Origin of the sequence: Brevundimonas sp. SL161, assembly GCF_049896985.1 — a bacterium.
Lineage (GTDB): Bacteria > Pseudomonadota > Alphaproteobacteria > Caulobacterales > Caulobacteraceae > Brevundimonas.
Genome location: NZ_JAFCVJ010000007.1, coordinates 36,940 through 63,577, shown reverse-complemented (window position 1 = coordinate 63,577; position 26,638 = coordinate 36,940). Strand labels below are relative to the sequence as shown.

The following is a 26,638-nucleotide window of genomic DNA, read 5'->3' as shown; positions in this document are numbered from 1 at the left end:
TGTCAGCGGGCGCGGCCGAGGGCCAGCATCAGACCGGGGATCAGGGCCGCGCAGACCAGACCGCAGGCATAGGCGAGGTACTGGGTCGGCGTGCCGACCAGCGACGCGACACCCATCGTTCCGCCCAGGGCTCCAAGCGCCACGCCGCCCGCCCAGGATGGGCCGCCCCGGAAGGCCGCGACGGCCCAGGCGGCGCCGTAGAAGGCCAGACCGATCGGCGACATCCACATCATCAGCGCCCAGTTCTGCGTCACGCCGGATACGATCGCCAGCGACACAGCCGCGACGATCTGGAACAGGATGGCCCAGCGCGACCACGAGGCCGCCCGCAGCGCCGGTTCGCCGCCCGCGCCGCGCAGGCGCCTCACGATGATGATGAAGGCGGCGACCGCCACCGGCCAGCTGAGAGACAGCATCGCCGGGTGCAGGGGCATCGCCCCGCTCATCACGCCCCACTGGAACAGGTTGGCGGCGCCGAAGATCGAACCGGCGGCGATCAGGTTGCGACCGGCCGCGACGGCGAGCGTCGGCTGGGCCTGGAAGGAGGCGACGGGGTCGAAGGTGGTGGCGGTCATCGCTATGCGTCCGTGGCTGATGACGCTTCAATCCCACATTGACTTTGTGTTGTAAGGTTCTTTTTGTTACTTAGTTATGCCTTCCCCTGTGCACCCCGGCGAAGGTCGGGGTCCAGAGGGAGGACGCCGATTCATCAACGAGAGTGGTGTGCGATATCCCAAACTTCCGCATCCGTGATCTGGACCCCGGCCTTCGCCGGGGTGCACGGATGTCGGAGATCACCAGACCATCGGATCCGCCCATGACGCCGACCTACCACAGCATTGCCTATGCCGGTTTCGGGGTCGCCAACCCCGTGACGCTCGACGCCATCCTGGGCCTGGTCGCCCGGACCGGCCTGCCGGAAGGCGCAGTCGCGCTGGACATCGGCGCCGGAGCCGGAGGCGTGTCGGTCGCCCTGGCGCAGGAATTCGGCCTCCGGGTCCAGGCCATCGAGCGCTATCCCGACATGGCGGAGATGATCCGCGATCGTGCCGAAGCGGCCGGTGTCGCCGACAGGGTCGCCGTGGTCGCCGAAGGCTCGGCCACGGCGCTCGACCGGCTCGCCCCAGCCGACCTGATCGTGGCCCTGGGCTCGACCGAGCCGGCCGGGCCAGACATCCGGTCCCCCACCGACATCTTCGCCCGCATGTCCGACAGACTGGCCTCGTCCGGCTGGCTGCTATGGGGGGATCTGACGTGGAAGGGCGAACCGCCCGAGCCACTGCGTCAGGTAATCGGAGCGACTGGCGACTACGCGACCCACGAGGGCTGGCTGGCCGCCGCCGAAGCCGCTGGACTGGAGGTCGTCTCGGCCGAAATCGCCCCGGACGCCGACTGGGACGCCTTCTTCGGCGGCGCCGACACGCGCGTCCGCGACTGGCTCGTCGCCAATCCCGATGACCCTGCCGCGCCGTCGATCCGCCGGCGCGCCGACCTGTCCAGGGCCACCTTCGACTTCGGCAGGCCCTGGCTCAGCTTCGGTCTCTACCTGTTCAGGAAGCCCTGACGGCCTCGCTACTTAACTTCCGATACTCGGATTGACGCCCACACCCATCAACGGATCGTCCGAATCCGCCCTTCAAATCAAAGGCCGGGTCTAACGAAGGGCGTTTTGTTCGACGCTCCTTGCAGCCGGGATAGAATACTCGCGAACAGGGCCTTCGTCCGCCGCCGAGCAAAGGAGATTTGTCCGTTTCGTCAGGGTGTTTTCCGTCCGGACGAAACGGACCGGTCAGCGGAACGGCGGCTCGTCGAAGGCGCGCAGCTTGCGGGAGTGAAGGCTCGCTCCCTCCTTGCGCAGCAGGTCGATCGCCTGGATGCCGATCTGGAGGTGTTCCGAGATCGAACCCTCGTAGAAGCGGTTCGCCTGGCCCGGCAGCTTGATCTCGCCGTGCAGCGGCTTGTCGGAGACGCACAGCAGGGTCCCGTAGGGCACGCGGAAGCGATAGCCCTGGGCCGCGATCGTGGCGCTCTCCATGTCGATGGCCACGGCGCGGGACTGGTTGAAGCGCAGCGCCGACTTAGAATAGCGTAGCTCCCAGTTCCGGTCGTCGGTGGTCACCACCGTGCCGGTGCGCAGGCGCCGCTTGACCTCTTCGCCCGGCGCGCCGGAGACCTGTTTGGCGGCGTCGTAGAGGGCGCGCTGGACCTCGGCGATCGAGGGGATCGGGATGTCGGGCGGCAGGACGGCATCCAGCACATGGTCGTCGCGCAGATAGGCGTGGGCCAGAACATAGTCGCCGATGGTCTGGCTGGGCCGAAGGCCGCCGCAGTGGCCGATCATCAGCCAGGCGTGCGGCCGGGTCACGGCCAGGTGGTCGCAGATCGTCTTGGCGTTCGACGGCCCGACCCCGATGTTGACCAGGGTGATGCCGTTATGGCCCGGCGCGGTCAGGTGATAGGCGGGCATCTGGTGCTTCTTCCAGGCCGCATCCATGACCGCATCGGCGTCCGCGGTCTCGCGCGTGATCACCACGCCGCCGGCGCACGACAGGGTCTCGTAGATGCTGTTCGGATCCTTCAGCTGCTCGCAGGCCCACCGTACGAAGTCGTCGACGTATCGGTTGTAGTTGGTGAACAGGATGTAGGACTGGACGTCCTCGACCGGCGTGCCGGTGTAGTGCCTGAGCCGCGCCAGCGAGAAGTCGGTGCGCAGCCCATCGAACTGCGACAGGGGAAAATCCTCGTCCAGATTGAACAGGCCGTCGGAAATCTCGTCCCCGATATGGGCCAGGTCGGTGGTCGGGAAATATCGCGCGATGGCCGCCGTCTGCGACGGGTTCAGCACCACGTCCGAGCCGTCGAGCACATAGGGGAAGGGGATCTCTTGCTCCGACGGTCCGACCTCGAAGGCGACATCGTAGTCGTGCTGCAGCAGGGTCAGCTGCTCCATCAGATAGGGACGGTAAAGATCCGGCCGGGTGATCGTGGTGGCGTAGACGCCCTGACGCGACATCCGGGCATAGGAGCGGATCGGCAGATTGGTGGGGCGGTCGCCGAACCAGCTGATCTTCAGGGAGGGGTAGGAAAACAGCCCGTTCGCCCGGGCCTCGGGGTCCGCCCGCTCGCCGGTGGCGAGGAAGGTCCGGACGGCGTCCCGCAGGGCGGCGACGGATTGGGTGTAGAGGGTTTCGAGGCGATCCAGCGCCTCGGGCGCCGAGAGCGCCTCGTTTTTCTGTTCTGTCATGACCTCCTCTAGCGGATCATCGTGGCTCTGGCGAGACGGCAGCGCTTCATGTCGTGTGAGCGACCGTTACGGGCTCGCCGCGACCTGGCCCAGCTCGCGATGGAAGAAGGCGGAGACGTCGGCCAGCACCGTCGCTTTCCTGCGGAACAGCGGCGAGAAGGTCGCGATCAAGTCTTCGTGGCTGAGACCGGGATACAGTTTGGCCTCGCAGCGCCCGCCCAGCTCGCGCATGCGGGCTTCCAGAAGGATCGTGTCCTCGTCGTGAACGATGACGTCGGCCGTGCCGTGGCCAAGCCACAGGGGCGGGGCGTCGGCGCGGGCGAAATGGAGGGGCTGGGTCTGGACCGGGTCGGGCGCCTGGCCGAAGGCATTGATGGAAGACGCCACATCGAACGGCAGGAAGTCATAGGGACCGGCCAGGCCCGCCGTCGCTTGGATCAGTTCCGGCTTGCCGACTGCGGCCATATAGCTGCGATCCAGGGTGATCATCATGGCCAGGTGGGCGCCCGCCGAATGGCCGATCACGCCCAGCCGCGCTGGATCGCCTCCATAGGTCGCCGCGACCTCGGCGACCCGGGCGACGGCGGCGGCCGCATCCTCGATGAAGACCGGGAACAGCACCTGCGGGACGAGCCGATAGTCAGGCACGGCGACGACGAACCCCTGAGCCGCCAGAGCTTGCGCCGCCCAGCCGTAGAGGTCCTTCGCCCCCGAGTCCCAGCCGCCGCCGTAGAAGAAGACCAGCACCGGCAGGGACGGGCCGGCGACGTCAGGGGCGTAGAGGTCGAACCGCTGGCGAGGATCCGCCCCGTATTCCAGATCGCGCGCCACCCGACGCACGCCCCGGTCGCGCGGAGCCACCGCATTCAACACGGCGAGGGGACTGCAAGCGGCGCCGAGCGACGCGACCACGGCGCCGAGCGTCGGCGCGAGCAGGCCTCTACGAGTCATCGGATATTTCTCTCACTGAACAAGACGAGGCCAGATACGCACGCCTGCGCCATCCGGCCTCACCGCGCATTGGCGATCAGGGAGCCGCAGTTGGCGTCCTCGGCCAGACCGGGCTCGACGAAGGCGAAAAGCGCCGCGATCGGCGCGACCACGGCGGCCAGCAGGCCGGTCAGCCCGGCCTGGACGACGACAGCGCCCGTGTCCACGCCGACGCTCGGCGCCGACAGATGACCGCGCACGAGGACCGGGGCCCACAGACGCAGCAGGCGCGGCCTCTTCGACTCGCCATCGATCTTCAGGTCCAGCGTCTCGGTCCCGAGATTGATCGAACCCGATCCTTGCGCCAGCACCACGTCGGTATCCACCACAAAGGTCTTCGCCTGAGCCACACCGTTTGTGACCTCGAAGTCGGCTACGGCGCAGCGGATCGAACTGCGCGACTGGTCGCCGCTCAAAAGTTTCAGCAGGCCGGCGCTGGCGTTGACCCCCAGCAGTTCAGCGAAGGCGGCGCGCAATTCGCCCTGGGGCACGACCAGGCTGATCGAACCCTTCGATCCGGCGGCGAAGCGATGGATCGAATTGCCCTGCCCCTCCAGGCGCGCACGACCCAAGGCCCGGCCCGTGATCGGCGCCGCGCCGCCCCGGACCGGAACGATAGATTCCAGCGGATAGCCCGCCAGGCGGAAATCGATGGCGCTGTAAGGCATGTCACGCGTGGCGTTGATTTTCGCCGTCCCGTTCAGTTCGCCGCGATTGAAGGCGAAGGAGACGGGATCGAGATCGAGGACGCCTGCCTCCAGCACGGCGCCGAGGCGCACCGTACGGATATCGAGGTCGTTCGCCTTCACGCTGGCTGCGCGGTAGGTAAGGGTCCCGTCCATGGTCCGCAGGCGATCGACCTGCAGGGTCGCGTCGGGCAGCAGCATTTCCGGGCCAGAGCCAGAGGCCACAGTCGTCGTATTGGTGCCCGCCGCATTCGTCCGCGTATCGGCGCCCAGGATCGCCAGAAGGTCATCAATATCGAGCAGTCGCGAGGCCAGCTCCGCCTCGACTCTCAACCGCTCTCTCGCATCGACCCGTACATCGCCGGACAGGTCGGATGCGCCGACGCGGCCATTGAAGTCGGCGAACGTCCAGATCGCATTATCGCGGGTCAGGGTGCCGGAGAGCCGATAGGGCGGGGTGTTTGGCAGGGTGACGCCAGTCAGCAAATAGAGGTCGTTCAGGTCCTGACCCTGCAGGCTCAGGGTCGATGTGAACTGACCCAGATCGAACGGTCGGGTGATAGACCCATCCGCCACCAGCCGGGAGCGCGCGCCGGCCAGGGTCGCTTCGAACCGATAGGGCCGGTCGCGGCGGATATTGATGAAGGGCCCGCCTTCGATCTTCAGTGTCAGGGGCGAGCCGTTGATCGATCCCTCGCCGGTGAGCCGGAAGCCGGTGTCGCCGTCGGCTGCGCTGGCCGCCTCTCGCGCGGTGATCGCGGCTTCAAGGGTGATGTCGCGATCCTGGGCGTCGAGCGAGATGAGGCCGTCCTCGATCACCAGCTGGTTGATGAGCGGCAGCTTCATGCCCTCGCCGCTGTCCGGCTTGTTGGGCTCAAGCTCCCAGCTCTGCCGGCCGTCCTTGGTCGAGATCAGCACGACCTTGGGCCGCGTGACGGCCAGAAGCGGCATCTCGATCTGGCCGGCGAACAGTTTCCTCAGCCGGAACTTCGCCTCGATCCGTTCGACATTGGCGGTGTCGGCCTCGCGCGCCCACTCCGGACCGCCGAACTTCAGGTCGCGCACGATCACCGACGGAGTCCAGCTGAACAGGGTGACGTCCAGTTCGCCCTGGAGCGCGATCTCGCGATCATATTTCGCCGAGGCCCAGCGCCCGATCGGCTCTCTCAGCCAGTTCCAGTCGAACAGCAGCAGGAAGATCGCCACAGCCAGAATCAGCAGAAGAGTGACCGAGGCGGCAACCTTCTCTGTCCGCCCAGGGCGGCGGAAGGAGCCAAAAACAGGATCGTTCTCGACCACCCAGTCGCGCCATTCACGCATCCGCGCGCCGGCGAGAACCAGGGCGCGCGTGCGCACTTCCCGCCAGTTCGGTGGCAAATTCAGACGGTTGGGGAGGAGGCGCTTCACCGAGGAACACAACGCGCCAGACGCCGGAAAGGCGCCAAAGCCCCTTGTTCGAGATTGCTAGCCATCGGCATTTTCATCCGTTTGCAGCAGATTTGTCTTATTTTCTTTACAGAGCCGGAATTGCGCGCATTATTCCTCCGAACCCTGATGTCTTTCGGGTCTTGAGGAGGAGCCCGCCATGAACCGTTTCACCCCTATTGCCGCCGTCGCCGCCCTGGCCGCGTCCGTCGCCGCCCCTGCCTTGGCGCAGCAGAACCGCCTGCCGACCGAGGCGCCCGCCGGCGCCCAGCGCGTGGTGATGATGTGCACGAACGACGCTGCGACCCGAAGCGCCTTCCGCCGCGAGCACGGCGCGCCCCCGACCTTCGTGACCGCCGATCAGGTGCTGCAGGCCCGCGCGACCGGCGAGGCCTGGTCCGCCCCTCGCTGCATGAACACGCGCGAGCATGGCCGTCTGACCCAGACACTGAACACCTACGCCTCGGTCCGCTGAGGCTCGACTACCCCTGGGCGCTGCGGATCGCCGCGGCGCCCGCCGGAGGGGCGATGACGGCCGCGAACAGCACATAGGCCGTCAGCAGCGCCAGCGCCGAGAGCGGGCTCAATCCCGCCGCCGCCCGGTCGAGCGCGCCTGATCCGAACACCACCGGCGGAATGAACAGCGGCAGCACCACGACTGCGATCAGCAGACCGCCCCGCTTCGCTCCCAGCGCCAGGGCCGCCCCGAGCGCCCCGGTGAAGGCGAAACCCAGACCCCCGATCAGAGCTGACAGCGCCGTCAGCGGCGCCAGTTCGATCGACTGACCCAGGGCCAGCGCCGCGAGGGGCGCAGTCAGGGCCAGCGGCAGTCCGGTCGCCAGCCATTGGCTGACCGCCTTGATCGCGAACACCCCCTCCAGCGGCAGCGGCCCGGTCGCAAGCAGGTCCAGCGCTCCGTCTTCCAGATCCCGCTCGAACAGCCGCTCCAGCGACAACAGGCTCGACAGGGCCAGCGCCAGCCAGGCGATCCCCGCAGCTACCGGTTTCAGCACAGTCGGATCGCCCCCCGCCGCCAGCGGCACGACCGTCGTCAGACAGGCGAAGAAACCGCAGGCCAGCAACGGCCCGCCGCCGCCACCCCAGGCCAGGGCTAGTTCGCGCCTGAAGAGGATGTATGCGGCCCTCATCGCCCCGTCCCCAGATCCAGCGACCGGGTCGGCATCGGCAGCGGATCATGCACCGCCGCCAGGATCAGGCCGCCGCCCGCCAGATGTCGCGCCATCATCGTCCCGACCACCTCGCGCCACCTCGCATCCAGCGGGCTCAATGGCTCATCCAGCAGCCACAGGGCGCGCGGCGATCCAATCAGCCGGGCCAGCGCCAGCCTGCGCCTCTGTCCCGCCGATAGCTTACGCACCTCGAGGTCGAGCAGCGGCTTCAGGCCCAGGGTGTCGATGGCTTCCTCGATGCCATGGTGGCTGTGGCCCAGCCATTGGGACTGGAACATCAGCTCTTCCCGAGCCGTCTGCTGCCCCTTCAGCCCGTCCAGGTGGCCCAGAAGATGCACCTGGTGAGCCCGCGCCAGATCGGCTTCGATCGGCTCGTCGTCGGTTTCGCGGAACACGATCGTCCCGGCCTCCGGTCGGATGAATCCGGCGATGGCGCGCAGCAGCGAGGTCTTGCCCGCGCCATTCGCCCCGGTCAGGGCCACGGCCTCGCCTGACGCCGTCGTGAACGACAGGGCGCTGAAGAGGTTGCGTTCGCCGCGGGCGAGCCGGAGGTCGGTGATGGACAGGGTCGAAATCACGGCCGCAAGCCCTTAAATTTGCGATCCGTTCTCAATGTCTCCACAGCCGAAGTGGATACATGGACGCACCCCGCAACCACGGCTATATCCGGCCTCGTCGCAGCAGGCTGTCGCCGCGCGCGACGGGGACCTGTGCGCCCCGTCGTTTGCCGCGAGACGGCGCAACCGGATGTCCGGGCGGCTTTGACCAGAGGACCTCTCCCATGCCGTCAGTCGACAGCCTTTCCACCCGGCGCGATCTCTCCGTCGGGCGCAAGAAATACGCCTATTACAGCCTTCCCGCCGCCGAGGAAGCCGGTCTGACCGGGATCTCGCGCCTGCCGCGCTCGATGAAGGTGCTGCTGGAGAACCTGTTGCGCAACGAGGACGGCGTCTCGGTCACCGAAGCCGACCTGCGCGCAGTCGCCGCCTGGATCGAAAACAAGGGCGCTGTCGAGCACGAGATCGCATTCCGCCCGGCCCGCGTCCTGATGCAGGACTTCACTGGCGTTCCCGCCGTCGTCGACCTGGCCGCCATGCGCGATGCGATGGCCAAACTCGGCGCCGACGCCGCCAAGATCAACCCGCTGGTCCCCGTCGATCTGGTCATCGACCACTCGGTCATGGTCGACAACTTCGGCACCGCGAAAGCCTTCGGCCAGAACGTCGAGCGCGAATACGAGCGCAACATCGAACGCTACAAATTCCTGCGCTGGGGCTCGTCGGCCTTCAACAACTTCCGCGTCGTGCCCCCCGGCACCGGCATCTGCCACCAGGTGAACCTCGAGAACCTCGCCCAGACCGTCTGGACCGTGGCCGAAGGCAAGGCGACCGTCGCCTATCCGGACACCGTCGTCGGCACCGACTCGCACACCACCATGATCAACGGCCTGGCCGTCCTGGGCTGGGGCGTCGGCGGCATCGAGGCCGAGGCGGCCATGCTGGGTCAGCCGATCCCGATGCTGATCCCGGAGGTCATCGGCTTCAAGCTGACCGGCGCCATGCCGGAAGGCACGACGGCGACCGACCTGGTGCTGACCGTCACACAGATGCTGCGCAAGAAGGGCGTGGTCGGCAAGTTCGTCGAGTTCTTTGGCGACGCCCTGCCGAACATGACCATCGAGGACCAGGCGACCATCGCCAACATGGCCCCCGAATACGGCGCCACCTGCGGCTTCTTCCCCGTCTCGGCCGCCACCCTCGCCTACTTGACCGCCACCGGCCGAGAGAAGGCGCGCGTCGCCCTCGTCGAAGCCTATGCCAAGGCTCAGGGCTTGTGGATCGACGAGACCTCGGAAGACCCCGTCTTCTCCGACGTTCTGGAACTGGACATCTCGACGGTCGTGCCGTCCCTGGCCGGCCCGAAACGCCCCCAGGACAAGGTCGAGCTGACGACCGCCGCCCCTTCGTTCGAGACCGCCCTGACCGACGTCTTCAACCGTGCGACGGATGCGCCCCGCGCCGCCGTCCCGGGTCAGAAGTTCGACATCGGCGACGGCGATGTGGTCATCGCCGCCATCACCTCCTGCACCAATACCTCCAACCCCTCGGTCCTGATCGCCGCCGGCCTGGTGGCGCAGAAGGCCAACAAGCTGGGCCTGAAGACCAAGCCCTGGGTCAAGACTTCGCTGGCTCCGGGCTCGCAGGTCGTCACCGACTATCTGACGGCAGCCGGCCTGCAGAAGGAGCTGGACGCGCTGGGCTTCAACCTGGTCGGCTACGGCTGCACCACCTGCATCGGCAACTCCGGTCCGCTGGACCCGGCAATCTCGACCGCGATCAACGAGAACGCCATCGTCGCCACCAGCGTCCTGTCCGGCAACCGCAACTTCGAAGGCCGGGTGAACCCGGACGTCCAGGCCAACTACCTGGCCTCGCCGCCGCTGGTCGTCGCCTACGCCCTGGCCGGTTCGATGCGCATCGACATCACCACCCAGCCCCTCGGTCAGGACAAGAAGGGCAAGGACGTCTTCCTGAAGGACGTCTGGCCTACGTCCGCCGAGATCGCTGCGATCCAGAAGAAGTCGGTCACCCCGGCCATGTTCGCCAAACGCTATGCCGATGTCTTCAAGGGCGACGAGCACTGGCAAGGTATCTCGGTCGAGGGCGGCCAGACCTACGCATGGGACGAGACCTCGACCTACGTCGCCAACCCTCCCTATTTCGAGGGCCTGTCGATGGAGCCGGCGCCGGTCACCGACATCGTCGAGGGCCGCGTCCTGGCCATCTTCGGCGACTCGATCACGACCGACCACATCTCCCCGGCCGGTTCGATCAAGAAGACCTCGCCCGCCGGCCAGTATCTGACCCACCGTGGCGTCGAAGCCGAGGAGTTCAACTCCTACGGCGCGCGCCGCGGTCACCACGAGGTGATGATGCGCGGCACCTTCGCCAACATCCGCATCCGCAACAAGATCACGCCGGACATCGAGGGGGGCGTGACCAAACACTTCCCGTCGGGCGACACCATGTCGATCTACGACGCCGCCATGCGCTACCAGTCCGAGGGCCGGCCGCTGGTCGTGTTCGCGGGCAAGGAATACGGCACCGGCTCATCGCGCGACTGGGCCGCCAAGGGCACCCGACTGCTGGGCGTCCGCGCCGTGCTGGCCGAGAGCTACGAGCGCATCCACCGCTCCAACCTGGTCGGAATGGGCGTGGTGCCGCTGCAGTTCAAGGCCGAGGGCTGGTCCAAGCTGGGTCTGACCGGTGAGGAGATCGTCACCATCCGCGGCCTGTCGGACGTCAACGTCGGCAAGCTCAAGCCGCGCCAGGACCTGTGGGTCGAGCTGTTCCGTCCGTCGGACGGCAAGATGGCCAGGTTCCCGGTCCGCTGCCGCATCGATAACCAGACGGAGCTCGACTACTTCAAGGCTGGCGGCGTGATGCCGTATGTGCTGCGCAACCTGGCAGGCTGATCCCTGCGTCTCCTCCCCGTCGCGTAGCGATGGGGAGGAGACGTTTTCCCTCAATCCAGCCGCATTGCTTCTGCCAGAAGCCGCGCTTCCGCTGCCCGGCTCGAACCCGATCGCCAGGCGACGACAATCTCGCGGCGCGGCGCTTCAGCGGCGAAATGGCGGATGACGACGCCCTTGTCGTCGGCGAGCCCGGCCCTCACCGCCATCGCGGGAAGGAAGGACACGCCGAGGCCGGACGAGACCATCTGCACCAGGGTATGGAGCGAGGTGGCGGCGAAGACGTCCTCGCCGCGCGGCGCCTCCATGTCGATCCCGGCCAGGGCCTGGTCGCGCAAGCAGTGCCCGTCTTCCAGCAGGATCAGATCCTCAGCCTTCAGCGCTCCGGGCTGGATATCGCCCGGCGCAGCCAGCGGGTGGTCGATGGGCGCAACGGCCAGTATCTCATCGTCGCCGATCCGGGCGTGTTCGATGCCGGGCGCGTCGTATGGCAGGGCGATGACGGCGCAGTCCAGTTGACCCGCCTTGAGCCCCGCGATCAGGCGCGGCGTCAGATCCTCGCGGATGAACAGACGCAGCGCCGGATAGGATTGCTTCAGCCCGGGCAGGGTCGCCGGCAACAGGAAGGGCGCCACGGTCGGAATGATGCCGAGACGCAACCGCCCCGACAACGGACGCCCCGCGTTCTTCGCCGCCTCGACCAGATCCTCGGTTCGCGCCAGCACGTCCTCGGCCCGGCGGCAGGCCTCGGCCCCGACCGCCGTCAACTGGACGTTGCCGCGTGTGCGCTCGACGACGGGCGCGCCCAGGACGCGTTCCAATTCCTGCACGCCCGAGGATAGGGCCGGCTGGCTGACATGCGCCGCCTCGGCGGCGCGGCTGAATGAGCCGTGCTCGGACAGCAGCTTCAGATACTGCAGCTGGCGAAGGGTCGGGAGCATAGGCGGCCTCTCTCGAATCCATAGATATTATCTATGATTGACAGGTCTTCTATCGGTTGACTTTGTGCGGCGCAACCGCCATTTCGCAACCGCGGCATGCAATCCCCGGCGACCGCCTCATAGACATTCTTGTTTCCTCCGAAAGGGATACCCCATGCTCGGCGTCGGCGAAAAACTGCCTGAATTCAAAGTCATCGGCGTGAAGCCGGGCTTCAACTCCCACGAAGAAAACGGCGTCTCGGCGTTCGAGCCCGTCACGAATGAGTCGTTCGAAGGCAAGTGGAAGGTCATCTTCTTCTATCCGAAAGACTTCACCTTCGTCTGCCCGACCGAGATCGCCGAGTTCGCCTCTCTGGCCCGCGACTTCGAAGACCGCGACACCGTTGTCCTCGGCGGCTCGACCGACAACGAATTCGTCAAGCTGGCCTGGCGCCGCGACCACGCCGACCTGTCGAAGCTGCCGATCTGGCAGTTCGCCGACAACGGAGGCAAGTTCGCCCGTCAGTTGGGCATCCTGAACGAGGAAGAAGGCGTCGCCCTGCGCGCCACCTTCGTCGTCGACCCGCACAACGTCATCCAGCACGTCTATGTCACCAACCTGAACGTGGGCCGCGCCCCTGCCGACACCCTGCGTGTCGTCGACGCCCTGCAGACTGACGAACTGTGCGCCTGCAACCGACCGGTCGGCGGCGAGACGCTCGCGGCCTGAGGCCGGCCTCCCTGTCTGACGAACAGAGGGCGGCGGCGGTCAACGCCGCCGCCCTTCTTCATTCCGCACGCTGCGAAAGAACTTTCATGTCGATTGACACCCTGCGCGACCTGATGCCGGCCTACGCCAAGGACATCTCGCTGAACCTCGGCTCCCTCGCCTCCGAGACCGTCCTGAACGACCAGCAGAAATGGGGCTGTTTCCTCGCCTCCGCCCACGCCGTCGGCTTCGCTCCGGTCGTGCGCGCCATTGAGGCCGCCGCGGGTGAAAAGCTCTCGCCCGAGGCCATGACCGCCGCCAAGGCCGCCGCGGCCATCATGGGCATGAACAACATCTACTACCGCTCGCTGCACCTGATGAAGAACCAGGAATACACGACCATCCCGGCGCGCCTGCGGATGAACGTCCTGGCCAATCCAGGCGTGGACAAGATGGACTTCGAGCTGTGGTCCACGGCTGTCAGCGCCATCAATGGCTGCGGCGCCTGCATGGATGCCCACGAGGGCGAACTGCGCAAGCACGGCGTCCCGGCGGCCCAGGTCCAGACCGCGCTTCGTATCGCCTCGGTGGTCCATGCCGCCAGCCGCATCGCGGCCTCGGAAACCGCGCTTCAGGGCTGAGGCGGCTCGCCGTATTCGATCTGATGGATCAGGCGATCGAACGCCTGGTCCATCACCGTGTTGACCCCGTCGGCCATGGCGCCGAGGCCCGGTCCCTCGACCACGAAATCGACCGTGACCAGCCGGCCCCGGTTCTCCGGCTCGGATCCGAAGGTCAGCTCCGCCTTCGTGGTTTTGTCGTGGAGGGGGCCCAACGCCGCGATCATCGTCACCCGGTCCGCCATAATCCCCGTGACGACGGCGTGCTCGAAGATCGTCCCGTCGGCCAGCCGCTCACACCAACAGCCGCCTTCCTCGAAGGCCAGCGACAGGTTCGCGGCATCTCCTGTGTAGGTGTGTGCTGGGTCCCACCACCGGGGCAGTTCGGAGACGGCGGTCACCACATCCTCCGGCGCGGCCTCTGCCCCCTCGGCGAAGCGCAGGGTGAAGCCGTCGGCGGAGCGGGAGACGACCTCGGCGCGAGCGTAGGAACTGGTTATTATGACCGCCAGCAGCACAGACGCGCCACACAGCAGAACATCCAGAGCGATCTTGGCGCTGCGGATCATGGCAGGTCCTCCCGCCCGCATCGGGCGCCCGGAACGCCGGTCCGTCAAGTCAAGCCGCGTCGAAACTCAGCGGCTCGCCCCAGAACTGGCTGACCATATCCGACTGCGGGCCCGTCTTGCCTGTGGTGATGAAGTCGCGACGGCCGCTCTCGCCCAGACCGTACTCCGGATGCCGCTCGAAATACCGCTCAAGCGCATCGGCCACCGCTGTCGGCTGGTGAATCAGGGGCGTGCCGGGCGGCAGGGCGGCGGCGAAAATGTGCGCCACGATCTCGTAGTGGGTGCAGCCGAGGATGGCCTTGTCCGGATGACGACCGATCCGGCGGCGGAGCGCATCGACGTGGTCGCCGATCACGACCGTCAGTTCCTCGACGGGCGCGCCGAGTTCGATCAGTCCGGCCAGGCCCGGGCAGGGCTCCGAGAAGACCGCCAGGTCTTCGCGGCGCTTGTCGATCTCGATCTCGTAGACCCGGCTGATCGCGGTGGCGGCGGTACAGAAGACGCCGGTGATGTCGATGGCCTCGACCTTGTCGCCGCGACGCTCCGCCTCGTAGGTCCAGGGCAGGCCCGTCGCGGCCTCAATGGTCGGGACGATGATGCCCAGCACATTGACCGGCCGCCCGTGACGCTTCGAGGCCTCGGGCACCCAGGTCTGCTGCAGGCGCCTCAGGGCGACGGCGGACGCGGTGTTGCAGGCCAGAACGATGACGCTGGCGCCCGCCTGGAAAAGCCGCTCGCAGCCGTTCCGGGTGATGTCGACGATCTCCTCGCCGGTCTTCGACCCGATAGGCGCATTGGCCTGATCCGCCAGGTAGATGAAGTCCCGCGCCGGGAACCGCCGGGTCAGCTCGCGGTGGACCGTCAGACCGCCCACGCCGCTATCGAATACGCCTATCGCCATGTCCCGGCGTTTAGCGGGCGCTTGCGTCCTCGTCCAACGGGATTACTTCCTGTTCATGTGACGGTCAGGCGACTGAGGCCTAGGGTACCGCGCAACAGAGTCAGATGAACAGGATTCCACCATGCCCATGCCCCTTCCTCGGCGCCAGGTCCTTATCGGCGGCGCGAGCCTGATGGCCCTCGCCGGATGCGCCAGCGCGGGCGCCGGCTCCGCCGGTTTCACCGCGCCGGACCCCGCCGCCGTGGCCGGGGAAGCGCGCATCGCCCGCGCCGTCCTGCCCGCCCAGACCCCGCGCGCCGAACTGTTGCAGCCCTGGACCGGCCCCTACGAAGGCGTGCCGCCGTGGAACGCGATGACCGCTCCGAAGCTGAAGGCAGCGATCCTCGAGGGCATCGAGCTGAACCGCGCCGACATCAACGCCATCGCCAACAATCCGGAAGCGCCGACCTTCGCCAACACGATCGTGGCGATGGAGTTGGCCGGCCAGCCTCTGGATCGCGCGGTGAACCTCTACGGCGTCGCTACCTCGAACATCGGCGGCGAAGCCTATGACGCGATGGACACGGAGGTCTCCCCCCTGCTGTCCGCCGCCGGCGACGAGATCACCTTCAACGTCCCCCTGTTCCAGCGCATCAAGACGGTCGCCGACAACGCCGACCGCGACGGACTGAATGCCCAGCAGAAGCGTCTGGCCGAACGTTCGCGCGACGCCTTCATCCGCTCGGGCGCCAATCTGGACGCCGCCGGCAAGGCCGAACTGGGCCGGATCAACACCGCCCTGTCGAACGCTTTCACCGCCTTCGGCCAGAAGGTCGTGGCCGATGAGAACACCTGGACGGTCATCCCGAACGAAGCCGGGCTCGCCGGACTTCCGGATTCCAACAAGGCCGCCGCCCGCGCCGCCGCGACCTCGCGCAATCTCCAGGGTGCGGCCATCGTCAATACGCGATCCAGCGTCGATCCGTTCCTGACCTTCGCCGACGACCGCGCCCTGCGCGAGCAGGTCTGGCGCAAATTCGTCAACCGTGGCGACAACGGCGACCGCAACGACACCAACGCAACCATCGCCGAGATCGTCCGCCTGCGCGACCAGCGCGCCAAGCTGCTGGGTTATCGCAACCACGCAGAATGGCGGATGCAGGACACGATGGCCAAGACCCCGGCCGCCGCTCAAAGCCTGATGAACCGCGTGTGGGAACCGGCCAAGGCCAGGGTCGCCGAAGAGGTCGCCGACATGAAGGCGATCGCCGGTTTCGACATCGAGCCGTGGGACTATCTGTATTTCGCCGAGAAGGTCCGCAAGGATAAGTACGACCTCGATCAGAACCAGCTGAAGCCCTACTTCGAGTTGGGCGCCGTGCGAAACGCCTCCTTCTATATGGCCGAGCGCCTGTACGGTTTCGTCTTCACCCCCAAGCCGCAATCGACGGCTCCGGTCTTCGAGGGCGACGTCAAACTGTACGAGGTCACCGACAAGACCTCGGGTCGCCTGATCGGTCTCTACTACGCCGACGACTTCGCCCGCGCTGGCAAGCGGTCAGGCGCCTGGATGACCACCTACCGGTCGTTCTCGACGCTGGACGGCTCCAAGCCGGTGCTGGCCTCGAACAACAATAACTTCGTCAAGCCGGGGGCCGGCGAGCCGCTGTTGATCTCGCTCGACGACGCCGAGACCCTGTTCCACGAGTTCGGCCACGCCCTGCACTATCTGTCGTCAGTCGTGACCTACCCCTCCTACGGAAACACCCCGCGCGACTTCGTGGAATATCCGTCGCAGGTTCACGAGCACTGGGTGCTGTCGCGCCCGATCCTCGATGGCTTCATGAAGCACTACCAGACCGGCGAGGCCATGCCGCAGGCCCTGGTCGACAAGGTCCAGGCCTCGGCCACCTTCAACCAGGGCTATGCGACCGTCAGCTATCTGTCGTCCGCCATGGTCGACATGGACCTGCACACCCAGGCAACGCCGCCGACCGACATCGACGCCTTCGAGAAGGCCTCGCTGGCCCGTCTGGGCATGCCGCATGAGATCGTGATGCGGCACCGCCTGCCGCAGTTCAATCACCTGTTCACCTCCGACGCCTACTCGGCCGGCTACTACAGCTACCTGTGGTCGGAAGTGATGGACGCCGACACCTGGGCTTACTTCGAAGCTTCGGGCGACGTGTTCGATCCGGACATCGGCGGCCGGTTCAAGTCGATCATCCTGGCGCCGGGCAACACCACGGATCGGGGCGACGCCTACCGCGCCTTCCGGGGCCGTGACCCCGACGTCGCCGCCCTGCTGCGGGTCCGGGGCTTCCCGGTCTCGTAAGAGACAAGGCACGGGCGATCAGGCCGCCGCAGCTCCGGTTGCGGCGGCTTTTTCGTGAGCCGGGCGGGCGTAGTCCCTGAGCGCTGCCATGAGGGCGCGCGGGTCGATGGGCTTGGCGACATGGCCCTGCATCCCGGCCGCGCGGCATTGTTCTATCTGTTCAGGCAGGACGTTGGCGGTCAGGGCCACGATCGGCGTGGAATCACCCGAGGCGCGTATCGCGCGCGTCGCCGCCGGTCCGTCCATGACCGGCATCTGCATGTCCATGAGGATCAGGTCATAGGCTGCGGTCGCAGCGGCCTGCACCGCCTCCTCGCCGTTCTCGACCGTGTCGAGCGACACGCCCATCGAGCCGACAAGGGCCGCGATCAGCGTCCGGTTGGCCGGGTTGTCCTCGGCCAGCAGCACCCGCAAAGGACGCGCGGGCGCACCACCAGACGGCTCGGCATCGGGGAGTGTCTCGACACCCGACCGGACCAGCGGCACGCGGAACCAGAAGGTGGAACCCGTGGCGCCGTCGCTTGTAGCGCCGATCTCTCCGCCCATGATGTCCAGCAGCCGGCGCGAGATCGCGAGCCCCAGACCCGTGCCGCCGAACTTGCGCGATACCGATCCGTCCGCCTGGGTGAAGCGGTCGTACATCTGGTCGATGTGGGCAGGGTCCAGCCCGACCCCGGTGTCGGTGACCGTGACGCGCAACACGGTCGAACCGTCGGCGCGCTCTTCTGTCGCGAGCGAGAGTCGGACGGAGCCGCGCTCGGTGAACTTCACCGCATTGCTCAACAGGTTCAGCAGCACCTGCCTCAGGCGGTTCACGTCACCGGTCAGTCGGACGTCGTCGCCGACCTCGCAGGTCAGGGCCAGTCCCTTCGCTTCGGCCTGGTTCCGCAGCAGGGCGGTCGCGCCCTCGCCCAAGGCCGCGATCGAGAAGGGTTCCGGGTCCAGCGTCAGGGCACCGGCCTCCAGCTTGGAGAAGTCGAGGATGTCGTTGACGACCGTCAGCAGGGTCTCGCCCGCGCTGCGAATCAGATCCAGATAGCCCTTGTCGCCCTCCGACAGCCCGCCGCCCGCGCCGATCAGGCGCGAGAAGCCGAGGATGCTCGTCAGTGGCGTGCGCAGCTCGTGGCTCATATTCGCCAGGAATTCGCTCTTGGCCCGCGACGCCGCCTCGGCCTCGAGGCGGGCGGCGTGCAGTTCGGCCTCGGCCTGTTTGCGAGCCGAGATGTCGCGCACGACATCGACGATCTCGGTCAGCGCGCCGGCGCCGTTGATCACCAGACGAGGATTGGCCTCCAGCCAGACCAGGTGGCCGTCCTTGTGAATGCCGCGATACTCATAGCCCTCGGCCGAGACCGCCTCGCGTCTGGCGATCCGTTGGGCCAGAAGGGCGCGGATGCGAACTACATCCTCGGGCGCCACCAGGTCTGCGGGGGCCTTGCCCAGCATTTCAGACGGCGAATAGCCGAACACGGCCCGGGAAGCCGGCGAGACATAGGTCAGGCCCGCGCCCATCCGATGACGCACCACCATGTCCGAGGTGTGGTCGGCCACAAAGCGGAAGGCGCGCTCGCCCTCGATCAGGGTCGCGTCATCGACATGGTCGGTGACGTCGAGAACCATGCCGGCCAGCCAGCGACGCCCCTCGGCGTCCGGCAGCTGGCACCGCCCCCAGCTCAGATGCTGGCGCACCTCGCCCGACGGATGCACCGCCCGGTAACGCAGGGTCGTCGGCGCGTCGCTGCTGAACAGCTTCATGAGCGACCGGGACGCCAGATTGGCGTCGTCGGGATGATAGAGCCGATACAGCTGGTCTATAGTGGGCAGGCCATCTTCGGGACGCAGGCCGAAAAGGTCGTACATCCGGGGCGAGCACCAGGCCGTCTCGGTATCGAGGACCCGCCACCAACCCGCGCCGGAGCTCTCCAGCGCCGCCAGGGCAATGGACGAAGACTCGGCCTCGGAGATGTGTTCGGTCATGCGCGACTGCCGTTACTGAACCGGCAGGATCGCGGACAATCGCTTCAAACCCGTGAACAGTGGCGCTTGTCGAGCCACACCCCCGAAGCGGATTGGATTTAGCTTGGATCAACAGGCGTCTGAACGACGACCCGCCCGCTGCGAGTGCGGGCATAGTCTTCGCGACGGGCATCAGGCAGTTGGCGCAGGGCTTCTTCGCGGAAAGCGACACGGCATCGCGCCTGGTCGAGAGGCGTGCCGGACACGCAGGCGGTATTGGCCATGCCCCGGACGCGCAGATCGAAGGCCGACGCGCCCTCGGGCGTGGCGAAGTTGAGGTCGCCGATCGGGATGCGATATTCGGAGGCCGAGGCGGCTCCGGCGGAAAGGACGGCGACAGCGAGGGCGAAACGGATCATCACTTGGCTCCTGGTGCTTGTCGCTCTTTGCGGCGACCTGACCTGAGTGCGACCCGATTGTTTCCTCGCCGTGAGGAACCCGAGGCCGAAAAACGACACTTAATGAAATCGCGGCCATGAAGCGTGGCCGTTCCACTCAGCCGCTGTTGCGCAGTCCCGCTGCCACCCCGTTGATCGCCAGCAGAATGCCTTCGCGCACCCGGGGATCGTCGTCGCCCGCCCGACGCCGGCGGATCAGTTCGATCTGCACGTGGTTCAGCGGCTCGACATAGGGCATGCGCAGAAGGATCAGCCGGTTGAGCTCAGGCTGGCCGCCCAGCAGCTCGGCCTGACCCGTGATAGCCAGCACAGCGTCGCGCGTCCGGTCCCACTCGGCCTGCAAGGCCCCGAAGATAGTCGCCGCCAGCGTCTGGTCGGGCACGAGCGAGGCGTAGCGCCGCGCGATGGTCATGTCCGACTTGGCCATGATCATCTCCATGTTCTGGACCAGGGTACGGAAGAAGGGCCACGCCTTCGCCATGGCCTGCAGCTCGGCCATGTCCTGACCCTGCACCGCCGAGCCGAAGCCGAACCAGCCCGGCAGCATGACCCGGCTCTGCGACCAACTCAGCACCCAGGGGATGGCGCGTAGATCCTCGATGGCGGTCGAGGCCGTCCGCGACGTGGGGCGCGAACCGATCTTCAGCTCGGCGATCTCGTTGATCGGGGTGGCAGCGCGGAAATAGTCGACGAAGCCCGGCGTCTCGTAAACTAGGGCCCGATAGGCGGCCATCGAGGCCACCGAAAGAGCCGAGGCGGTCTTGCCGTGCTTGGCCGTCATCGCCTCGTCCGGCGGCGGCGCCAGAGACGCGATCAGGGTCCCGGCGGTCAGGGCGTCAAGGTTCCGGCGCGCCACGTCCGGCTCGCCATATTTGTTGGCGATGACCTCGCCCTGTTCGGTGATGCGAATGCGGCCCGCGACCGTTCCCGTCGGTTGCGACAGCACCCCGGCGAAGCTCGACCCGCCGCCACGCCCGACCGCCCCGCCCCTGCCGTGGAACAGTTGCAGCCTCAAACCCGCGGCCTGGGTCACCGTCAGCAATGCCCGCGACGCCTCATGCAGCTCCCAGGTCGAGGTCAGGTAGGAACCGTCCTTGTTCGAATCCGAATAGCCGATCATCACTTCCTGGACGCCGCGCGCCTTTGCGACGGCAAGCGCGCACGGCTCCTGGAATAGCCGCTCCAGCGTGGGCCTGGCGCCTCTCAGGTCGTCGATGGTCTCGAACAGGGGCGCGGCCTGGATCGGACAGGCGGCGGGATTTTCGGGCCGATAGAGACCGACCTCCTTGAGCAGCAGATAGACCTCCAGCATGTCGGAGGCGGCGTCGGTCTTGGACACGATATGGGTGCGGATCGCGTCCGGCCCGAACTTCGCCAGCGCCTCGGCCGCCGCCTCCAGGATCGCCCGCTCCTTCAGGGTCTCGGGGTTGTAGGTCGCATAGGGACTGAACAGCAGGCGAGGCGCCGCCAGTTCGGTCGCCAGCAAGACCAGCCGCGCCTCCTCTTCGAGCGCTGCATAGTCATCGCAAACCCCCGCGACCTTCAGCAGGTCGCCCACAACCCGCGCATGGACGTCGGAATTCTGGCGCAGGTCGAGGGTCGCCATGTGGAAGCCGAATACATCGACCGTGGCGATCAGGCGCGACAGGCCGTCGTCGGCGAACACCGCCCCATGGCTGGCGACCAGACTGTCATGCAGCACGGCGAGGTCGGTCCGGAACTCGCCGGGCCCGGCATAGGGCGGGGCGGCGAACGGGGCCGGCCGCGGCGCGGTCTGTCCCGTCAGGATCGGGTGGGTCGCAGAAAGCCGGGCGTAGATCTGACTCAGGGCCCGGCGATAGGGCTCATCGGCCCGGTGCGGGGAACCGTCGCCCGACCCCTCGGCCAAGGCCTTCAGAGCGGGGCTGATTTTCGCCAGCGAACCTGACAGGCTAAGCTCGGCGCCCAACGCGTTCGTCGCCTCCAGATAGTGGCGCATCACCGCCTTGGCCAGCGTGGCGAAGGCGGCCCTCAGCGCGCTGGCATCGACATTGGGATTGCCGTCGCGATCGCCGCCCACCCAGGCGCCGATGCGGATAAAAGGCTTGAGATCCGGCGCGTCCAGCCTCCGACGCCAGTCGATCAACTGCTCAGGCGCGACCTTGAGGAACACCCGCTCCAAGAACGAGACGACGGTGTCGATCTCGTCCTGCACCACCAAGCCGGTCGTCCGCACCAGCCGCGTAGCCCACAGGATCACCGTCTGACGACGCAGGCCCGCCTTCATGACCTCCGGCGCGCAGGCCAGGCCCCCTTCCTCGAAACCTGGGCGATCGCAGGCATCCAGCAGGTCGGACACGGCGGCGATCCGGTCGATGACGCTCTTCCTGCGCACCTCCGACGGGTGGGCCGTCAGTACCGGCGAGATCAGCGCCTCGGACAGCAGGACCCGCGCCTCCTCGACCGTCCGTCCCGCCGCAGTCAGCCGGGCCAGGGCTCCCTCGGGAGTATCCGGCCGCGCCCCCTCAGCCGTCTGGCTGCGCGCGCGGCGCCTCCCGGCCCGATCCTCGGCGACATTGGCAAGCAGGGAGAAGACCGCGAACCCGTGCGCCAGCCCGACCGCGTCATCCAGCGACAATTCGTTGAGCAGCCGCTCCAGCTCGGCCGATCCCTTGGCGCCCGGGTGGCGGTGATAGCCGACCGAGGCCACCCGCACGGCCTCGATCCTGTCATAGAGATCCTGCCCCCCCTCGTCCCGGATCACCTCGCCGAGCAGGCCGCCGAGCAGCCGCACCTCCTCGCGCAGGCGGTCGTCAGCAGCGGCTTCGGCGGATACGGGCATGGTCATCTCGTGCAGCGGGGAGGCTGTAAAGCGCGACCGTATCAGCGGGTTTCCGATCGGTCCTTGTAAAGAGCAACGCTGAAACCGGATGTGCGATGCTGTTTCCTGAGCCGGTTGGCCGACTTCGTTCGACAGGATTCGACAAATCGCCTCATTTCCCTCATAAGCCGCGGCTTCCGGCGCAATTGAACCTGCGTCTCCACCATCACGCCCCCCGTTTCGACGGGACGAGGATGGCGAGAACCCTCTGCCGACGTGATCGTCGCCAGAGGTCGCTTCGCTATGGAGATCGGTTCGGTGTCGGCCTGAACGCCCTGAGGGGCTGGCGAGGTAGTGAATTGTTCGAGGCTCTGAACGAGCGACTGACAGGCGTTTTCGACCGGATCACCGGCCGCGGCGCCTTGTCCGAAAAGGACGTCGCGGAGGCGATGCGCGAAGTGCGCGTGGCCCTGCTGGAGGCCGACGTCGCCCTGCCCGTCGTCAAGGACTTCATCGCCTTCGCCACCGAGCGCGCCACCGGCGAGGACGTCATCCGTTCGGTCAAGCCGGCCGATCAGGTGGTCAAGATCGTCTATGACGGCCTGGTCGAGATGCTGGGCGGGGACGAGCCGACCCCGATCAACCTGAACGCCACGCCGCCCGCCGTAATCCTGATGGCCGGCCTGCAGGGCTCGGGCAAGACGACGTCATCGGCCAAGCTGGCGCTGCGCCTGACGAAGTTCGATCGCAAGAAGGTCATGATGGCCTCGCTGGACACGCGTCGTCCGGCCGCGATGGAACAACTGGCCCAGCTGGGCAAACAGATCGAAGTCGTGACCCTGCCGATCGTGGCCGGCGAGAGCGCGGTCCAGATCACCCGCCGCGCCCTGACCTCGGCCAGGCTACAGGGCTTCGACGTCCTGATCCTCGACACCGCCGGCCGCATCACCCTCGACGAGGGCCTGATGGCCGAGGTCGCCGAGGTCGCCGACATCTCGAAGCCCGTCGAGACCCTGCTGGTCGCCGACAGCCTGACCGGCCAAGACGCGGTCCGCACCGCCAAGGCCTTCCACGACCGCCTGCCCCTGACTGGCCTGATCCTGACCCGCGCCGACGGCGACGGTCGCGGCGGCGCCATGCTGTCGATGCGCGCTGTCACCGGCCTGCCGATCAAATACATGGGCTCGGGCGAGAAGGTCGACGCGCTCGAAGTCTTCGACGCCCGCCGTGTCGCCGGCCGCATCCTGGGTCAGGGGGACATCGTCGCCCTGGTCGAGAAGGCGTCCCAGGACCTGGACGCCTCCAAGGCCGAGGCCATGGCCCGCAAGCTGGCCAAGGGTCAGTTCGACCTCAACGACCTCGCGGCCCAGCTGCAGCAGATGAAGCGGATGGGCGGTCTTCAGGGCATCATGAGCATGCTGCCTGGGGTGGCCAAGAAGAAGAACCAGATGGCGGAGAGCGGCGTCGACGACCGCATGATCCTGCGCCAGGAGGCCATCATCTCCTCGATGACCAAGGCCGAGCGCAAGAAGCCCGACCTGCTGAACGCCAGCCGCCGCAAGCGGATCGCCGCCGGCGCCGGGGTCGAGGTCCAGGACCTCAACCGCCTGCTGAAGCAGCACCGCCAGATGGCCGACATGGTCAAGTCCATGTCAAAGGGCGGGCCGCGCAAGATGCAGCAGATGGCCGCCATGCTGGGCGGTCTCGGCGGCGGCGGCGCGCCCGGCATGGGCGGCGCCGACCTCAACCGTTTGAAGGCCATGGGGGGCGGCAAGATGCCCGAACCCGGCACCGACGAAATGAAAGCCCTCCAGGACCGGCTCGCCGGACTGGGTGGCGGACAACTCCCGGGAGGCCTTCCGGGCCTTCCCGGTCTACCCACCAAGAAAAACTGATCCCGTAGAAAGAAGACCGAAATGCTGAAGATTCGTCTGGCCCGCGGCGGCGCCAAGAAGCGCCCCTACTACTACATCGTGGTTGCCGACTCGCATGCTCCCCGCGACGGCAAGTTCATCGAGCGCGTCGGCACCTACAACCCGATGCTGCCCAAGGACGGCGACAAGCCGCGCATCACCCTGAAGGCCGACCGCATCTCGGAATGGCTCGGCAAGGGCGCCCAGCCGACCGACCGCGTCGCGCGCTTCATCTCGCAGAGCCAGGACGAAGCCCTGGCCGGCAAGGTCAAGTGGACCCAGTCGAACAACCCGAACAAGGGCGCTCCGGGCAAGAAGGCCCAGGAACGCACCGCCGAGCGCGCCCAGCGCGAAGCCGACCGCGCCGAGGCCGAGGCCGCTGCGAAGATCGAGGCCGCTGAAGCCGCTGTCCGGGCCAAGGAAGAGGCCGCCGCTGCGGCTGAAGCCGCGAAAAACGCCCCGGCTGTCGAAGAGGCCCCGGTTGAAAAAGCTCCGGCCGCTGAAGCTGAAGGCTCCGCAGAGGTCAGCGTCGAAGAGGCTCCGGCCGAAGGCGCCGCCGAGGAAGAGAAGACCGAGGCCTAAGGCTTCATTGTCCGCTCATCCCCGCGGAGGCGGGGACCCAGCGATTTGGGCGATCGGCGCCGCCTGCTTGGCGGCACCGTCGATCCAGGCCGGTGATTCACAAAAGAACTGGGTCCCCGCTTTCGCGGGGATGAGCGGATTTCTCTTATGCCCAACACCAAACCCAAACTCATCCTCGTCGGCCATGTCGCCGGCGGGTTCGGGGTCAAGGGCGAGGTGCGGATCACGGCCTATACCGCGGATCCGCTGGCGCTGACCGACTACGGCCCCCTGCTGCGCGCCGACGGCTCGCACGGCCTGACCCTGACCCAGACACGGGCGACGAAGGACGGCGTCGTCGGGCGGGCGAAAGAGATCGCCACCAAGGAAGAGGCCGACGCCCTTCGCAACCTGAAACTCTATGTCCCCCGCGACGCCTTCCCGGCGCCCGAGGAGGACGAATTCTACCTCGCCGACCTGATCGGCGTGGAGGCCCGCGACGTGGACGGCGTGGTCCTGGGCATGGTCAAGGCGGTGCAGAATTTCGGCGCGGACGACATGCTGGAGATCACGCCGGTCGCGGGCGGCCAGACCTGGTACCTGCCGTTCACGAAAGCGGCCGTGCCGGACCTGCATCTGGCCGAGGGCTGGCTGATCGCCGTTCCCCCGCAGGAGACCGGCGAGCGCGAGCCGGACTAGGCCCTATTCGATCTCGACGGTTTCCGCGTCGCCGACGTATTTCTTGATCGACTCGATCGCGCGCCTGGCGCCCGACTTGTCCGAGTATCCCTCGGTCGAGAAGATGATCTCCGAGTTGTATTTGAACCGGACGCGGAACTCGCCGGCCTTGTCCTTGTAGACTTCGAACTTGTGGGCCATCGGGCGCCTCCTGGTTGGTGAGGTCCGGATAAGGCCTCGCTTCCCGGCGCGCGGCAACCCGACAGAGTCTGACGGCATGCGCGGATGTGTGAGGCGGCGCCTCGGCGCCCCTTGCGGCGCACGGACCGTCACCCGACATGGGCGTCATCAGCAACCGTCACGGCAGCCAATGACCGATCTCTCCGCCTTCCCGATCACGCGCCAGTTTCCGGCCGCCCACCCCGACCGGCTGCAGCTCTATTCCCTGCCGACGCCCAACGGGGTGAAGGCCTCGATCATGCTGGAGGAGATTGGTCTCCCCTACGAGGTCCACCTGGTGGACATCATGAAGAATGAGACCTGGACGCCCGACTATCTGTCGCTGAACCCGAACGGCAAGATCCCGGCCATCCTCGATCCCGACGGCCCGGGCGGACAGCCGATGGGCCTCTGGGAATCGGGCGCCATCCTGATCTATCTGGCCGACAAGACCGGCAAGCTGATCCCGACCGATCCCGCCGCCCGCTACGAAACCCTGCAATGGGTCTTCTGGCAGGTGGGCGCCGTGGGCCCGATGATCGGGCAGATGGGTTTCTTCCACAAATTCGCGGGCGCGGCCTATGAGGACAAGCGACCGCGCGACCGGTTCGTGACCGAGGCGAAGCGTTTGCTGGGCGTGCTCGAGGAACGACTGAAGGGTCGCGACTTTATCATGGGGGCCGGGTTCACCATCGCGGACATCGCCCTGATCGGCTGGGTCCGGGCGGTGCCAGGCTTCTACGAGGCCGGCGATCTGGTCGACTGGTCGTCGCTGACGGCCGTCCAGGCGTGGGTCGCCCGGTGCGAGGCCCGTCCGGCCGTGGCGCGCGGCCTGAACATCCCCGCCCGTCCCTGATCATCGAACCGGCGGCGGATGAGCGTTGAAGGGACATGTCCACCGGCGCCATCCGCCGCTTCCATCATGACGGCCGCCGCCGCCGACCGACGGCGACCTTTGTCCCGGGCGAGGTCTACGAGGACGTCTCGCCGGAGGTTAAAGACGCTTTCCGGAC

The 26,638-nt window shown here is 67.1% G+C and carries 23 protein-coding genes; 10 read left to right on the top strand and 13 right to left on the bottom strand.

All coding sequences use genetic code 11. The annotated features are described in order from the left end of the window. Positions 1-2 precede the first annotated feature (2 nt). Positions 3-575, bottom strand: a complete 573-nt coding sequence (locus tag ACP7AU_RS07410) for a hypothetical protein (RefSeq protein WP_426051005.1) — start codon at positions 573-575, stop codon at positions 3-5. 242 nt (positions 576-817) lie between these two features. On the opposite strand from ACP7AU_RS07410, the gene ACP7AU_RS07405 reads away from it, so the two are divergent. Then, positions 818-1,564, top strand: a complete 747-nt coding sequence (locus ACP7AU_RS07405; RefSeq protein ID WP_426051004.1) for an SAM-dependent methyltransferase — start codon at positions 818-820, stop codon at positions 1,562-1,564. 225 nt (positions 1,565-1,789) lie between these two features. On the opposite strand, the gene ACP7AU_RS07400 is transcribed toward ACP7AU_RS07405, so the two are convergent. The 3 genes from ACP7AU_RS07400 to ACP7AU_RS07390 form a co-directional block, all read right to left on the bottom strand. Next, positions 1,790-3,244, bottom strand: a complete 1,455-nt coding sequence (locus tag ACP7AU_RS07400) for an AMP nucleosidase (protein ID WP_426038104.1) — start codon at positions 3,242-3,244, stop codon at positions 1,790-1,792. Positions 3,245-3,310: 66 nt separating this feature from the next. Further along, positions 3,311-4,195, bottom strand: coding sequence for an alpha/beta hydrolase (locus tag ACP7AU_RS07395; RefSeq protein ID WP_426038102.1), 885 nt, complete (start codon positions 4,193-4,195; stop codon positions 3,311-3,313). A 59-nt stretch (positions 4,196-4,254) separates the two neighbouring features. Next, entirely contained in the window at positions 4,255-6,276 is a 2,022-nt protein-coding gene (locus tag ACP7AU_RS07390) for an AsmA family protein (RefSeq protein ID WP_426051003.1), read from the bottom strand. A gap of 229 nt (positions 6,277-6,505) precedes the next feature. Between ACP7AU_RS07390 and ACP7AU_RS07385 the strand changes: the two genes are divergently transcribed. After that, complete coding sequence (locus tag ACP7AU_RS07385; RefSeq protein ID WP_426038098.1) at positions 6,506-6,820, top strand: hypothetical protein; 315 nt, start codon at positions 6,506-6,508, stop codon at positions 6,818-6,820. 7 nt (positions 6,821-6,827) lie between these two features. On the opposite strand, the gene ccmB is transcribed toward ACP7AU_RS07385, so the two are convergent. Then, positions 6,828-7,493: a heme exporter protein CcmB gene (ccmB, locus tag ACP7AU_RS07380; protein ID WP_426038096.1), complete on the bottom strand. Its 666-nt coding sequence runs from the start codon at positions 7,491-7,493 to the stop codon at positions 6,828-6,830. Then, complete coding sequence (gene ccmA / locus ACP7AU_RS07375; protein ID WP_426051002.1) at positions 7,490-8,113, bottom strand: heme ABC exporter ATP-binding protein CcmA; 624 nt, start codon at positions 8,111-8,113, stop codon at positions 7,490-7,492. Before ccmA ends, ccmB begins: the two co-directional genes overlap by 4 nt. Positions 8,114-8,316: 203 nt before the next feature. Between ccmA and acnA the strand changes: the two genes are divergently transcribed. Beyond that, positions 8,317-11,010: an aconitate hydratase AcnA gene (acnA, locus tag ACP7AU_RS07370; protein WP_426051001.1), complete on the top strand. Its 2,694-nt coding sequence runs from the start codon at positions 8,317-8,319 to the stop codon at positions 11,008-11,010. 50 nt (positions 11,011-11,060) lie between these two features. Here the strand turns inward: acnA and ACP7AU_RS07365 are convergent, their stop codons facing one another. Then, complete coding sequence (locus ACP7AU_RS07365; RefSeq protein ID WP_426038090.1) at positions 11,061-11,948, bottom strand: hydrogen peroxide-inducible genes activator; 888 nt, start codon at positions 11,946-11,948, stop codon at positions 11,061-11,063. Positions 11,949-12,102: 154 nt separating this feature from the next. Here ACP7AU_RS07365 and ACP7AU_RS07360 point away from each other — a divergent pair, with 154 nt between their 5' ends. After that, positions 12,103-12,657, top strand: coding sequence for a peroxiredoxin (locus tag ACP7AU_RS07360; RefSeq protein ID WP_303696739.1), 555 nt, complete (start codon positions 12,103-12,105; stop codon positions 12,655-12,657). Positions 12,658-12,743: 86 nt separating this feature from the next. Next, positions 12,744-13,277, top strand: coding sequence for a carboxymuconolactone decarboxylase family protein (locus ACP7AU_RS07355; protein WP_426051000.1), 534 nt, complete (start codon positions 12,744-12,746; stop codon positions 13,275-13,277). Here ACP7AU_RS07355 and ACP7AU_RS07350 read toward each other — a convergent pair. After that, positions 13,268-13,825: a hypothetical protein gene (locus tag ACP7AU_RS07350; protein ID WP_426038084.1), complete on the bottom strand. Its 558-nt coding sequence runs from the start codon at positions 13,823-13,825 to the stop codon at positions 13,268-13,270. The two genes, ACP7AU_RS07355 and ACP7AU_RS07350, sit on opposite strands and share 10 nt — an antisense overlap. A 49-nt stretch (positions 13,826-13,874) precedes the next feature. Next, the gene (locus tag ACP7AU_RS07345) at positions 13,875-14,726 is read right to left on the bottom strand and encodes a glutamate racemase (RefSeq protein WP_426050999.1); all 852 of its coding nucleotides are present in this window, start codon (positions 14,724-14,726) and stop codon (positions 13,875-13,877) included. Positions 14,727-14,847: 121 nt separating this feature from the next. On the opposite strand from ACP7AU_RS07345, the gene ACP7AU_RS07340 reads away from it, so the two are divergent. Continuing rightward, positions 14,848-17,040 (top strand): M3 family metallopeptidase, encoded by a 2,193-nt coding sequence (locus ACP7AU_RS07340; protein ID WP_426038080.1) that lies wholly within the window; start codon positions 14,848-14,850, stop codon positions 17,038-17,040. Positions 17,041-17,058: 18 nt separating this feature from the next. Here the strand turns inward: ACP7AU_RS07340 and ACP7AU_RS07335 are convergent, their stop codons facing one another. The 3 genes from ACP7AU_RS07335 to ppc form a co-directional block, all read right to left on the bottom strand. Continuing rightward, positions 17,059-19,017, bottom strand: a complete 1,959-nt coding sequence (locus ACP7AU_RS07335) for an ATP-binding protein (protein WP_426050998.1) — start codon at positions 19,015-19,017, stop codon at positions 17,059-17,061. Between the two features lie 98 nt (positions 19,018-19,115). Beyond that, positions 19,116-19,415, bottom strand: coding sequence for a UrcA family protein (locus ACP7AU_RS07330; protein WP_426050997.1), 300 nt, complete (start codon positions 19,413-19,415; stop codon positions 19,116-19,118). A 136-nt stretch (positions 19,416-19,551) separates the two neighbouring features. Further along, positions 19,552-22,275, bottom strand: a complete 2,724-nt coding sequence (gene ppc / locus ACP7AU_RS07325) for a phosphoenolpyruvate carboxylase (RefSeq protein ID WP_426050996.1) — start codon at positions 22,273-22,275, stop codon at positions 19,552-19,554. A 338-nt stretch (positions 22,276-22,613) separates the two neighbouring features. On the opposite strand from ppc, the gene ffh reads away from it, so the two are divergent. From ffh to rimM, 3 genes are all read left to right on the top strand, one after another. Continuing rightward, the gene (gene ffh / locus ACP7AU_RS07320; protein ID WP_426051032.1) at positions 22,614-24,149 is read left to right on the top strand and encodes a signal recognition particle protein; all 1,536 of its coding nucleotides are present in this window, start codon (positions 22,614-22,616) and stop codon (positions 24,147-24,149) included. Positions 24,150-24,170: 21 nt separating this feature from the next. Next, positions 24,171-24,749, top strand: a complete 579-nt coding sequence (gene rpsP, locus ACP7AU_RS07315) for a 30S ribosomal protein S16 (protein WP_426050995.1) — start codon at positions 24,171-24,173, stop codon at positions 24,747-24,749. Between the two features lie 147 nt (positions 24,750-24,896). Further along, complete coding sequence (gene rimM, locus ACP7AU_RS07310) at positions 24,897-25,427, top strand: ribosome maturation factor RimM (protein ID WP_426050994.1); 531 nt, start codon at positions 24,897-24,899, stop codon at positions 25,425-25,427. Positions 25,428-25,430: 3 nt separating this feature from the next. Here the strand turns inward: rimM and ACP7AU_RS07305 are convergent, their stop codons facing one another. Next, positions 25,431-25,607: a YegP family protein gene (locus ACP7AU_RS07305; RefSeq protein ID WP_303696728.1), complete on the bottom strand. Its 177-nt coding sequence runs from the start codon at positions 25,605-25,607 to the stop codon at positions 25,431-25,433. Positions 25,608-25,776: 169 nt separating this feature from the next. Between ACP7AU_RS07305 and ACP7AU_RS07300 the strand changes: the two genes are divergently transcribed. Then, positions 25,777-26,481, top strand: a complete 705-nt coding sequence (locus ACP7AU_RS07300; protein ID WP_426050993.1) for a glutathione binding-like protein — start codon at positions 25,777-25,779, stop codon at positions 26,479-26,481. The last annotated feature ends 157 nt before the right edge of the window (positions 26,482-26,638 follow it).

What these genes read in the sequence shown, in the direction of transcription:
- ACP7AU_RS07400 (WP_426038104.1), bottom strand. Translation starts at nt 3,244, where the DNA reads ATGACAGAACAGAAAAACGAGGCGCTCTCGGCGCCCGAGGCGCTGGAT.
- ACP7AU_RS07365 (WP_426038090.1), bottom strand. Translation starts at nt 11,948, where the DNA reads ATGCTCCCGACCCTTCGCCAGCTGCAGTATCTGAAGCTGCTGTCCGAG.
- ACP7AU_RS07345 (WP_426050999.1), bottom strand. Translation starts at nt 14,726, where the DNA reads ATGGCGATAGGCGTATTCGATAGCGGCGTGGGCGGTCTGACGGTCCAC.
- ccmB (WP_426038096.1), bottom strand. Translation starts at nt 7,493, where the DNA reads ATGAGGGCCGCATACATCCTCTTCAGGCGCGAACTAGCCCTGGCCTGG.
- rpsP (WP_426050995.1), top strand. Translation starts at nt 24,171, where the DNA reads ATGCTGAAGATTCGTCTGGCCCGCGGCGGCGCCAAGAAGCGCCCCTAC.
- ACP7AU_RS07350 (WP_426038084.1), bottom strand. Translation starts at nt 13,825, where the DNA reads ATGATCCGCAGCGCCAAGATCGCTCTGGATGTTCTGCTGTGTGGCGCG.
- ACP7AU_RS07355 (WP_426051000.1), top strand. Translation starts at nt 12,744, where the DNA reads ATGTCGATTGACACCCTGCGCGACCTGATGCCGGCCTACGCCAAGGAC.
- ACP7AU_RS07395 (WP_426038102.1), bottom strand. Translation starts at nt 4,195, where the DNA reads ATGACTCGTAGAGGCCTGCTCGCGCCGACGCTCGGCGCCGTGGTCGCG.
- ACP7AU_RS07405 (WP_426051004.1), top strand. Translation starts at nt 818, where the DNA reads ATGACGCCGACCTACCACAGCATTGCCTATGCCGGTTTCGGGGTCGCC.
- ACP7AU_RS07385 (WP_426038098.1), top strand. Translation starts at nt 6,506, where the DNA reads ATGAACCGTTTCACCCCTATTGCCGCCGTCGCCGCCCTGGCCGCGTCC.
- ACP7AU_RS07340 (WP_426038080.1), top strand. Translation starts at nt 14,848, where the DNA reads ATGCCCATGCCCCTTCCTCGGCGCCAGGTCCTTATCGGCGGCGCGAGC.
- ppc (WP_426050996.1), bottom strand. Translation starts at nt 22,275, where the DNA reads ATGCCCGTATCCGCCGAAGCCGCTGCTGACGACCGCCTGCGCGAGGAG.
- ACP7AU_RS07360 (WP_303696739.1), top strand. Translation starts at nt 12,103, where the DNA reads ATGCTCGGCGTCGGCGAAAAACTGCCTGAATTCAAAGTCATCGGCGTG.
- rimM (WP_426050994.1), top strand. Translation starts at nt 24,897, where the DNA reads ATGCCCAACACCAAACCCAAACTCATCCTCGTCGGCCATGTCGCCGGC.
- ACP7AU_RS07330 (WP_426050997.1), bottom strand. Translation starts at nt 19,415, where the DNA reads ATGATCCGTTTCGCCCTCGCTGTCGCCGTCCTTTCCGCCGGAGCCGCC.
- ACP7AU_RS07335 (WP_426050998.1), bottom strand. Translation starts at nt 19,017, where the DNA reads ATGACCGAACACATCTCCGAGGCCGAGTCTTCGTCCATTGCCCTGGCG.
- ACP7AU_RS07300 (WP_426050993.1), top strand. Translation starts at nt 25,777, where the DNA reads ATGACCGATCTCTCCGCCTTCCCGATCACGCGCCAGTTTCCGGCCGCC.
- ACP7AU_RS07410 (WP_426051005.1), bottom strand. Translation starts at nt 575, where the DNA reads ATGACCGCCACCACCTTCGACCCCGTCGCCTCCTTCCAGGCCCAGCCG.
- acnA (WP_426051001.1), top strand. Translation starts at nt 8,317, where the DNA reads ATGCCGTCAGTCGACAGCCTTTCCACCCGGCGCGATCTCTCCGTCGGG.
- ACP7AU_RS07305 (WP_303696728.1), bottom strand. Translation starts at nt 25,607, where the DNA reads ATGGCCCACAAGTTCGAAGTCTACAAGGACAAGGCCGGCGAGTTCCGC.